Genomic DNA, 10,503 nt, shown 5'->3' with positions numbered 1-10,503 from the left:
GCCGCCCGCGAGCGCCGCGGCCGCCGCGAACCCTTGCGCGGCGCGCAGCAGGTCGACCGCGAGCATCGACGGCGCAAACGCGAGCGCGACCGACATCAGCGTGAAGCCGCCGACGCCGATCGCGAACAGGCGCTTGCGGCCGAACTGGTCGGCCAGCGCGCCGGCCGCCATCAGGAAACTGCCGAACGCGAGCATGAACGCGTTGGTGATCCAGTTCATCGCGACCGTCCCGCCGTGCAGGTCGTGGCCGATCGCGGGCGTCGCGACCGCGCCGCCCGAAAACGACAGCGGCAGCGCGACGGCGGCCATGCAGACGGCGGCCAGCACCCATGCGCGCCGGCGTGCCGACGGGTCTGAAGCGGCTGAAGCGGCTGAAGCGGCTGAAAAAGGGTGATCCATCATCGCTCCTCGAAAAGCCGGCGCAGATGCGCCGTCAGAGCGACAGAAGATAAATCCGATTCAATCCGCGAAAAACTACGCGAAGCTCCGCATATAACGGACTAAAATTCCGTAATTCACTCGACTGCGCGCGTCGGCGCATGCCCTTCGATTCGATGGAAAACCTGACCGGCATCGTCGCCTTTGTCCGCACCGCCGAAGCGCTGAGCTTCGTCGCGGCCGGCCGCACGCTCGGCATCTCGGCGTCGGCGGTCGGCAAGACGATCGCGAAACTCGAGCAGTCGCTCGGCGTGCGCCTGTTCAACCGCACGACGCGACGCGTCACGCTCACCGAAGAAGGGCGGCATTTCCACGAACGCTGCCAGCGGATCCTCGAGGATTTCCGCGATGCGGAAGCGACCGTGACGGCCTCCGCACAGCGCCCGCGCGGCAGGCTGCGCGTGAGCCTGCCGGTGATCGGCTACCGGTTCCTGCTGCCGGTGCTGCCCGAATTCCGGCAGCGCTACCCGGACGTCGAGCTCGATCTCGATTTCAACGACCGGATGGTCGATGTCGTCGAAGGCGGCTTCGACGCGGTGATCCGCAGCGGCCCGCTGTCCGATTCCAGCCTGATGTCGCGGCGGCTCGGCCCGTTCGCATTCGTGCTGTGCGCGACGCCCGCGTATCTCGCGCAGGCCGGCACGCCGCGCACGCCGCGCGATCTCGAAGCGCACGAGTGCGTGCGCTACTGCTTCCCGACCACCGGCAAGCTGCAGGACTGGGCACTCGCGGCCGACGACGGCACGCCGCTGAAGCTGCGCACCGCGCTGACCTGCAACAACATGGAAGCGCTGCGCGGCACCGTGCTCGCGGGGCTCGGCATCGGCTACATGCCCGACTTCCTCGCGCGCGACGCGCTCGAACACGGCGCGCTCGTCACCGTGCTCGACGACTACCGGATCGCGCCGGGGCAGTTCTCGATCGTGTGGCCGTCGAGCCGGCAGTTGTCGCCGAAGCTGCGCGTGTTCGTCGATTTTCTGTGCGAGCGGCTGTTCAGGTAGCCGCCCCGCAGGCCGCTCGAACTACGCGAATGCCGCCACGCGGCAGCCACCAGCGCGCCCCCCTTTTCAGTCCGCCCCGATCCGTTCCGCTTCCGCCTGCGGCAGCAACGCATCGCTGTCGTCCTTCAGCCCGACGCCCGTCAGCCCGAGCCGGCGCGCATGCGTCATCAGGTAATGCAGCTTGTGCGCGGCCCCCGCGTACGGCAGCCCTTCGGGCCGCACGTTCGAGATGCAGTTGCGCAATGCGTCGTGGCAACCGACCTTCGGCGCCCACGTCAGGTACACGCCGAGGCTGTCCGGCGAGCTGAGCCCCGGCCGTTCGCCGATCAGCATCGCGACGACCTTCGCGCGCAGCAGCTCGCCGATCTCGTCGCCGAGCGCGACACGCGCCTGCGTCGCGACCACCACCGGGCCGATCCGCCAGCCATCCGCATCGAGCCGCGGTCGCACGGCCTGCAGCAACGGCAACGCCTGTTTCGCGGCCGCGAACGCCGACAGCCCGTCGCCGACCACGAACACGACGTCGGGTCCGTCGCCGCTCACCGCGTCGCCGTGCGCGGCCAGCAGCGCGCGCCCTTCATCCGACAGCTTGCGGCCGAGGTCCGGCCGGCGCAGGTAATGCTGGCGATCGGGCGCGGCGCTCTGCACGCCGAGCGTCGCGAAGCCGGCCGCATCGAGCTCGCGCCGCAATGCGTCGCTATCGAGCGGCTGGTGCACCGCGTCGCGCGCCTGCGCATGCGACAGGTTGAACGCGAGCAGCGGCGCGGTCGGCAGGCTGTTGCCCGCGCGGCCGAGCGCGATCCGCGCGTTCGTGAACGACTTCAGCTGCGCCCACGGGTTCTTTTCGACGGCGTCGCTCATGCCGAAATCCCCATCCAGTCGTTCGCGCCCGCGAGCAGCGGCACGCGTGACGTCGCAGCGCGCAACGCGCCGTGCGCGTCGGCGATCTCCATCGTTTCCAGCCACTCCTCGAATTCCGGCGCGCGGCGCAGCCCGAGCACCTCGCGCACGTAGAGCTGGTCGTGGAACGACGTGCTCTGGTAGTTCAGCATCACGTCGTCCGCGCCCGGAATCCCCATGATGAAGTTGATCCCGGCCGCGCCGAGCAGCGTCAGCAGCGTGTCCATGTCGTCCTGGTCGGCTTCCGCGTGGTTCGTGTAGCAGATGTCGCAACCCATCGGCACGCCGAGCAGCTTCCCGCAGAAGTGATCCTCGAGCCCGGCGCGGATGATCTGCTTGCCGTCGTACAGGTATTCGGGCCCGATGAAGCCGACCACCGTGTTCACGAGGAACGGCTCGAACTTGCGCGCGACCGCATACGCGCGCACTTCGCAGGTCTGCTGGTCGACGCCGAAATGTGCATTCGCCGACAACGCGCTGCCCTGCCCCGTCTCGAAGTACATCAGGTTGTTGCCGACCGTGCCGCGCTTGAGCGACAACGCGGCCTCGCGCGCCTCGCCGAGCAGCGCGAGCGAGATGCCGAAGCTCGCGTTCGCCTTCTCGGTGCCCGCGATCGACTGGAACACGAGATCCACCGGCGCGCCCTTCTCGACCGCCGCGATCGTGTTGGTCACGTGCGTGAGCACGCACGACTGCGTCGGCACGCCGTAGCGTTCGCGGAACCCATCGATCATCGCGAGCAGCTTCACGATCGCCGCGAGGCTGTCGGTGGCCGGGTTGATGCCGATCATCGCGTCGCCGCAGCCGTACATCAGCCCGTCGAGCATCGATGCGGCAATGCCCTTCACGTCGTCGGTCGGGTGGTTCGGCTGCAGCCGCACCGACATCCGGCCGGCCAGCCCGACCGTGTTGCGAAAGCGCGTGACGACGCGCCGCTTCCTGGCAGCCGCGATCAGGTCCTGGTTGCGCATCAGCTTCGACACGGCCGCGACCATCTCGGGCGTGAGGCCCGGCGCGATCCGTTCGAGCGCCGCGCCGTCGGCCGCCGGCGACAGCAGCCAGTTGCGGAAATCGCCGACGGTAAGGTGCGAGATTTCCGCGAACGCCTGCGCATCGTGATCGTCGACGATCAGGCGCGTGACCTCGTCGTCTTCATACGGGATCACCGCTTCGTTCAGGAATGCCTTCAGCGGCACGCCCGCGAGCGCGATCTTCGCGGCGACGCGCTCCTCCTCGCTCGCCGCCGCGACACCGGCGAGCTGGTCGCCGGAACGCAGCGGGCTCGCCTTCGCGAGCAGCGTCTTCAGGTCCGCGAAGCGGTACGTGCGCGGACCGATCGTCTCCGTATAGGACATCTGCGAGTCTCCTTGCCAAAAGCCGACGGCGCGCCCGTTCAACGGGGCGCGCCGGATGCCGTCAGGAACGGCCTTTCACGTTCACCTTCACCTTGCTCACTCCTCCAGCAGCGCGTCGCCGGGTGCACTCGCACGCTGCGAACGCGTCGCGAGGAAGTATGCATAGCCGAGCGCGAGGAAGCCGAGGAACACCAGCGCGACCAGCCCGTTGAAGTACACCATCGTTCCGAGACAAATGAGCGCCGCCAGGATCGCGAACGCCGGGAAGATCGGGTACAGCGGCGCGCGGAACGGCCGTTCGAGATTCGGCTGCGAGCGGCGCAGCTTGAACAGCGACGCCATGCTCACGATATACATCACGATCGCACCGAATACCGACATCGTCACGATATTCGCGGTCAGCGTCTGCCCGCCGAACTGGATCAGCTCGTCGCTGTAGATCGCCGCGATGCCGACCACGCCGCCCGCGATGATCGCGCGGTAAGGCGTCTTGAAGCGCGGATGCACCTTCGCGAGCCATTCGGGCAGGTAGCCTTCGCGGGCCAGCGCGAAGATCTGGCGCGAATAGCCGAGGATGATCCCGTGGAACGACGCGACCAGCCCGAACAGCCCGAGCCACACCAGCATGTGCATCCAGCCGCTGTTCGCGCCGACGATGTACTTCATTGCCTGCGGCAGCGGGTCGTTGATGTTCGCGAGCTTGGTCCAGTCGCCCGCGCCGCCGGCGAACACCATCACGCCGATCGCGAGTGCAACGAGGGTCAGGATCCCGGCCACGTACGCGATCGGGATCGAGCGCTTCGGGTTCTTCGCTTCCTCGGCGGCCATCGCGACGCCTTCGATCGCGAGGAAGAACCAGATCGCGAACGGGATCGCCGCGAACATCCCGTGGAACGCGCCCACGCTGAAATGATCGGCGCCCGACCAGCCGCCCTTCATGAAGTTGCTCCACGCGAAGCCCGGCGACACGACGCCCATGAACACCAGCAGCTCGAAGATCGCGAACAGCGTGACGACCAGCTCGAAGGTCGCGGCGATCTGCACGCCGACGATGTTCAGCGCCATGAACACGAGATACGCGCCCATCGCCGCATGCTTCGGCTCGAGGCCGGGGAACTGCACGTGCAGGTAGGCGCCGATCGCGAGCGCGATCGCGGGCGGCGCGAACACGAACTCGACGAGCGTCGCAGCCCCGGCGAGATAACCGCCGGTGGGGCCGAATGCACGGCGCGCGTAGGCAAACGGGCCGCCCGCATGCGGGATCGACGTCGTCAGCTCGGTGAAACTGAAGATGAAGGTGGTGTACATCGCCGCGACGAACAGCGCGGTGACGACGAAACCCAGCGTGCCTGCGCTCGCCCAGCCGTAGCTCCAGCCGAAGTATTCGCCTGAAATCACGAGGCCGACCGCGATGCCCCACAGTTGCCAGGTCCCGAGCGTCTGCTGCAGCGCGGGCTGGCCGGACGACTTGGCGCCGGCGGCGGGCCGGCCATTCGACTCTGCTTTCATCGGACTCTCTCCTCAAAGGCGCCGGGCCTGGCGGCCTGCGCGACTGAGAATCGATGCTAGAGAGTCATTAAACGACGTGTTATCGAAATTCGGCAAAGATCGCGGCTGACATTTCGCTTGCGGAAACGCAGACCCGGAACGGGGGACGAAGCCGATCGGCACGAGGCCGACGCGACGCAGGCGGCACAGCGGCAGCCTGCGCCGACGGCCGGGCGCTGGCGTCGCCGCACGAGCGGACGCTGTCGCATGCCGTCCTCGCCCGGCTGGATACACACGCTGCCGCAGCGCCGTCCGGCCACGCAGCGCGGCCGGACGGATGCTCGACGGTGGCTTTACTGCCCGCCGCCGCGCTGGTTGAACCAGCGGTCGAGCAGCTTGCCGGCCGCTTCGCGGCCGCCGAGGCCGAACGACAGCGCCACCGCCACCGCGATCGCACCGAGCACGAGGCCGAACGCGAGCTGCACGATCTCGTTCGCGATACCCATCGCGCGCAGCCCCATCGCGAACACGAGGCCGAGGATCGCGAATTGCGCGATGCGCGCGAACAGCACGCTGTGCTCGCGGTCGGCCTGCTCGATCACGCGGCGCGCAAGGCCCGCGAGCCACACGCCGATCACGAGGATCACGCCGCCCATCAGCACGTGGCCGCCGAATTCGATGAACAGCGTGACGACGTCGCGCACCTGCGAGAAGCCGAGCCGGTTCGCCGCTTCGACCGACGCGAACAGCATCGCGAAGAACACGATCAGCCGCGCGACCAGCACCGACGGCTGCAGGATCCCCGAGAACACGCGCTCGACGCCGAGCACGGCCGGAAGCCCGTCGGCGCCCGCGGCTTCCAGCAGCTTCTGCGCGAGCGACGCGACGAAGCGCGCGAAGTAGAACGTCACCAGCACGATCACGATCGCCGCGACGATGTCCGGCACCGCGCCGAGGAACTGGTTCAGCATGTTGGTGGCCGGCACCGAGATCGCGTCGATCTTCAGCGCGTCGAGCGCGGAGATCAGCGTCGGCACGAACACGAACACGTAGACGATCGTGCCGATCAGGCTCGACACGCGCACGGGCGTCGGGCTGTCGAGACCCTGCGTGAGGCGGTCGGCGCCGGCGGCGACGAGCAGGTTCGTCACGAGGCCGCGCAGCACGCGCGCGACGATCCAGCCGACGATGCCGATCACCGCGGCCGCGAACAGGTTCGGCACGATCGCGAGCAGCTTGTCGACCATCCCCTGCACCGGCGACAGCAGCCCCGACAGCGCGAACGACGCGAGGATCGCCGGCAGGAACATCAGGATCACGAGCCAGAACAGCACGTCGCCGAGATAGCCGCTCATCGGCTGCATGCCGGCGCCTTCGGACAGCTTGTCGTCGATCTTGCTCGCCTTCAGCGCGCGGTTCGCGAGGCTGCGCAGCAGCGACGCGATGAGCCACGCGATCAGCGTCAGCGCCCCGCCGCCGAGCAGGTTCGGCAGGTAGTTGACGATGTGCGTGACGAGCAGCGAGAACGGATTGGAGACCGCGTACAGGTTGAGCACGTTGAAGATGCCCACCGCGGTGACGAGCAGCACGAGCCAGAACAGGCCACCGGCGATGATCCGCTCGACGTAGGCGCCCTGGCCGGTGCTTTCGTTGATCCGCTGGTCGACCTTCAGCGCGCCGAGCAGGCGCAGCGCGCCGGCCCGCACCACGACGGCGATCAGCCAGCCGATCACCAGGATGCCGATCGCGCCGGCGATCTTTGGCAGATACCCCCCTAGCGTGGTCTGCAGCGACGTGATGAAGCTGGAAGCATCCATTTCTTCTTCTCCCGAAAACGTGGTGTTGCGATTGAACATCGACGAACTACCTGCGTACTTCGAAATGCGTGCTGCCCCGACGGAGCAACTTACCCGAGAAAAATGACGCGATCACCCGATTTCACCGTCTTTAACTTTAGTCATAGATCGCTGGGGGGCAAGACCCCATTTCGTCGAAATATAAAAGGGCCGGATTTGTCGGCCTCCTACGCATTTCCGCAAGATTTATCAATTCGGGCCGTGCTACCGTGACGTCGGTTCTTGCCCGGACACGCCGATGACCGTCGAAACGAAACCCGACCAGCCCACCTGGCTTCGCTACGCGGCCAGCGTGGCGCGCGTGCACGAGTACATCCGCAGGCACCTCGACGGCCCGCTCGACCTGAACCGGCTCGCCGAAGTCGCGTGCCTGTCGCCGTATCACTGGCAGCGCGTCTATCGCGCGCTGTATGGCGAATCGATCACGCTGACGGTGCGGCGGATGCGAATCGTGCGCGCGTCGGAGGATCTCGTGTGCACGGCGCGGCCGATCGACGAGATCGCGCGACGCGCGGGCTACGGTTCGACGCACGCGTTCGCGCGGGCGTTTCGCGACGCATACGGCGTGCCGCCCGTGCAGCACCGGCGCACGGGCAGCCACCGCCCCATCTATCCGCTACAGCGTGGAGAAGAAGACATGTTCAAGCATGAAGTCGAGATCCGGCGGCTGCCGGAATTGCACGGCTATGCGGTGGCGCATACCGGGTCGTACCTGAAGGTCGGTGACGCGTTCGCGCGGATCGGTGCGTGGGCCGGCCCGCGCGGGCTGATCGGCCCGGGCACGAAGATGCTCGGGATCTTCTACGACGATCCGGACACGACGCCCGAAGCGCAGCTGCGCGCGAAGGCTTGCTTCATGCCGGCCGACGGCACGCCGGACATCGAGCCCGCGCCGCCGGTGGAGCGCGCGACGGTGGCGGGTGGCGAATACGCGGTACTGCTGCATACCGGGCCGTATGCAGACCTTAAGACGGCCTACCAGTGGCTCTACGGCGACTGGCTGCGTCACTCGGGCCGCGAAGCCGCCGACGCGCCGCCGTTCGAGCTGTACCTCAATACGCCGATGGATGCGGCGCCGGCCGACCTGCGCACCGAGATCTACCTGCCGCTGCGCTGATCGAAAGGCCGGTGCGCCTGCCCCGGCCGTGAAACGAAGCGCGCCGGCCGGCGTTCACACGCCGCCGGCGCGAATGGCCGGCAAACTTACGCAGCCTGCGTCCCGCACCCGGGACAGAACCGCGCGTCGTCCGCCAGCGCCGAGTGGCAACGGCTGCAGGACTTGCCGCGTTGCGCGGCACCGCACTGCGCGCAGAAACGCGCATCCGACGCATTGAGCGCGCCGCAGCCCGCACAGGCGAGCTGGCTCAGCGGCACGTTGCCACCGGCCTGCCCGCTTCGACTGTCGGCCGGCGCCTGCCAGCCCCAGCCATAGCGATCGCGGCCGCGCGCATCGTGGCCGCCATGCCCGTCCTGGCGCTGCCCGCCGTGATGCCCGCCACCGTGGCCGCTGTTGCCGTGCCCGCCGCCGTGGCCACCGCCGTGGCCGCCCAGGATTCGTTTCAGAAAGCTCATCGCCTGCTCCTCAACGCTTGGCCTGCGCGCCGCCGAACGCCCCGGAGGACGACAGCAGCCGCAAACCGTTGGCCACGACGATCAGGCTTGCGCCCGCGTCGGCGAAGACCGCCATCCACATCGTGCCGAGCCCCGCGACCGTGAGGCCGAGGAACACGATCTTCACGCCGAGCGCGAAGCCGATGTTCTGCACCAGTACGCGATGCGTCGCACGCGACAGCCGCACGAACGCGGGAATCTTGCGCAGGTCGTCGTCCATCAGCGCGACGTCGGCCGTCTCGATCGCCGTATCGGTACCCATCGCGCCCATCGCGAAGCCGATGTCGGCGCGCGCGAGTGCCGGCGCATCGTTGATGCCGTCGCCGACCATCCCGACCGCACCCGCGCCGCCGGCCGACAGTTCCTCGACCGCCGCGAGCTTGTCTTCCGGCAACTGGTTGCCGCGTGCGTCGTCGATACCGGCCTGCTGCGCGATCGCCTGCGCGGTATGCGGGTTGTCGCCCGTCAGCATCGCGGTGCGGATGCCGAGCGCATGCAGATCGGCGATCGCTTCACGGCTCGTATCCTTGATCGTGTCGGCCACCGCGAAGATGCCGAGCACGCGCGCTTCGTCCACCAGCACCACGACGCTCTTGCCCTGCCGCTCGAGCGCATCGAGCTTCGCTTCGAGGGCCGCCGAGCAGCGCTCGAGCTCCTCGACGAGCCGGTGGTTGCCGAGCCAGTAGCGCGTGCCGTCAATCGTGCCGCGCACGCCGCGCCCGACGATCGCTTCGAAGTCCTGCACATTGGCGAAGGCCGTCGTGCCGGCGTCGCGCGCTGCAGTTGCGATCGCCTGCGACACCGGGTGATCGGAGCGCGCCGCGAGGCTCGCGCCGAGGTGCCGTACACGTGCCGCATCGGCGTCGTCCGCATGCAGGTCGAAGTCGGTCTGCACCGGCTTGCCGTGCGTGATCGTGCCGGTCTTGTCGAGCGCGAGCCACGCGAGCTTGCGCCCTTCTTCCAGATAGACGCCGCCCTTCACGAGAATCCCGCGTCGCGCCGCGGCCGCGAGCCCCGAAACGATCGTCACCGGCGTCGAGATCACCAGCGCGCACGGGCACGCGATCACGAGCAGCACCAGCGCGCGGTAGATCCAGTCGTGCCACGCACCGCCCATGACGATCGGCGGCACCACCGCGACCAGCAGCGCGACCGCGAACACGATCGGCGTGTAGACGCGTGCGAACTGGTCGACGAAGCGCTGCGTCGGCGCCTTCGCGCCTTGCGCTTCTTCAACCGCGTGGATGATCCGCGCGAGCGTCGAGTTGGCCGCGACAGCCGTCACGCGATATTCGAACGAACCCGATTCGTTGATCGTGCCCGCGTACACGGCGTCGCCGGTCGTCTTTTCGACGGGCAGGCTTTCGCCGGTGATCGGCGCCTGGTTCACCGTCGAGCGGCCCGCGACGACTTCGCCGTCCAGCCCGATCCGCTCGCCCGGCTTCACGCGCACGACCGCGCCGAGCGCCACCTGCGCGGCCTCGATCGTGCGCCACGACCCGTCGGCGTCCTGCACGGTCGCGGTGTCCGGCGCGAGCTGCATCAGGCCCTGGATCGCATTGCGCGCCCGGTCGAGCGACTTCGCCTCGATCAGCTCGGCAATCGTGAACAGCACCATCACCATCGCGGCTTCCGGCCACTGGCCGATCGCCATCGCACCCGTCACCGCGATGCTCATCAGCGCGTTGATGTTCAGGTTGCCGTTGCGGATCGCGATCCAGCCTTTCTTGTACGTGGTGAGCCCGCATGCGAGCACCGCCGCGAGCGCGAGCGCCGCCGCGAGCCACACGGGCAGGCCGGCCCAGGTCGCGCCTTCGGACGCGATCGCGGCGACGCCGGCCAGGGCCAGCGGCA

At 68.3% G+C, this 10,503-nt stretch carries 9 protein-coding genes; 2 read left to right on the top strand and 7 right to left on the bottom strand.

The features are described 5' to 3' along the window. Positions 1-399, bottom strand: a 399-nt coding sequence (locus G3O06_RS43955; RefSeq protein ID WP_205819817.1) for an MFS transporter, incomplete at its 3' end; no start/stop codon positions are given. Between the two features lie 155 nt (positions 400-554). Here G3O06_RS43955 and G3O06_RS43950 point away from each other — a divergent pair. Beyond that, a complete protein-coding gene (locus G3O06_RS43950; RefSeq protein WP_205819818.1) occupies positions 555-1,439 on the top strand; it encodes a LysR family transcriptional regulator in 885 nt (294 codons plus the stop codon). Between the two features lie 66 nt (positions 1,440-1,505). On the opposite strand, the gene eutC is transcribed toward G3O06_RS43950, so the two are convergent. The 4 genes from eutC to G3O06_RS43930 form a co-directional block, all read right to left on the bottom strand. Continuing rightward, positions 1,506-2,300 carry an ethanolamine ammonia-lyase subunit EutC gene (gene eutC / locus G3O06_RS43945; protein ID WP_174916761.1) on the bottom strand — a complete coding sequence of 265 codons (795 nt, stop codon included), beginning with the start codon at positions 2,298-2,300 and terminating at the stop codon, positions 1,506-1,508. After that, positions 2,297-3,694: an ethanolamine ammonia-lyase subunit EutB gene (locus G3O06_RS43940; RefSeq protein WP_174970601.1), complete on the bottom strand. Its 1,398-nt coding sequence runs from the start codon at positions 3,692-3,694 to the stop codon at positions 2,297-2,299. The genes eutC and G3O06_RS43940 overlap by 4 nt, the downstream gene beginning before the upstream one ends. 96 nt (positions 3,695-3,790) lie before the next feature. Further along, positions 3,791-5,203 (bottom strand): ethanolamine permease, encoded by a 1,413-nt coding sequence (gene eat, locus G3O06_RS43935; RefSeq protein WP_174970603.1) that lies wholly within the window; start codon positions 5,201-5,203, stop codon positions 3,791-3,793. 332 nt (positions 5,204-5,535) lie between these two features. Then, the gene (locus tag G3O06_RS43930) at positions 5,536-6,999 is read right to left on the bottom strand and encodes a mechanosensitive ion channel (RefSeq protein WP_174916764.1); all 1,464 of its coding nucleotides are present in this window, start codon (positions 6,997-6,999) and stop codon (positions 5,536-5,538) included. Between the two features lie 277 nt (positions 7,000-7,276). Between G3O06_RS43930 and G3O06_RS43925 the strand changes: the two genes are divergently transcribed. Next, positions 7,277-8,155 carry an AraC family transcriptional regulator gene (locus G3O06_RS43925; RefSeq protein ID WP_205819816.1) on the top strand — a complete coding sequence of 293 codons (879 nt, stop codon included), beginning with the start codon at positions 7,277-7,279 and terminating at the stop codon, positions 8,153-8,155. A gap of 86 nt (positions 8,156-8,241) precedes the next feature. Here the strand turns inward: G3O06_RS43925 and G3O06_RS43920 are convergent, their stop codons facing one another. After that, positions 8,242-8,610, bottom strand: a complete 369-nt coding sequence (locus tag G3O06_RS43920; protein ID WP_174970606.1) for a zinc ribbon domain-containing protein — start codon at positions 8,608-8,610, stop codon at positions 8,242-8,244. Between the two features lie 10 nt (positions 8,611-8,620). Beyond that, the coding region (locus G3O06_RS43915; protein ID WP_205819815.1) for a heavy metal translocating P-type ATPase at positions 8,621-10,503 on the bottom strand (1,883 nt) is incomplete at its 5' end.

Origin of the sequence: Burkholderia sp. Ac-20345 (assembly GCF_017104825.1) — a bacterium.
Taxonomy (GTDB): Bacteria; Pseudomonadota; Gammaproteobacteria; order Burkholderiales; family Burkholderiaceae; genus Burkholderia; species Burkholderia lata_B.
Note: the sequence above shows the minus strand (reverse complement) of the source record. Positions and strands in the feature narration are given on the sequence as shown.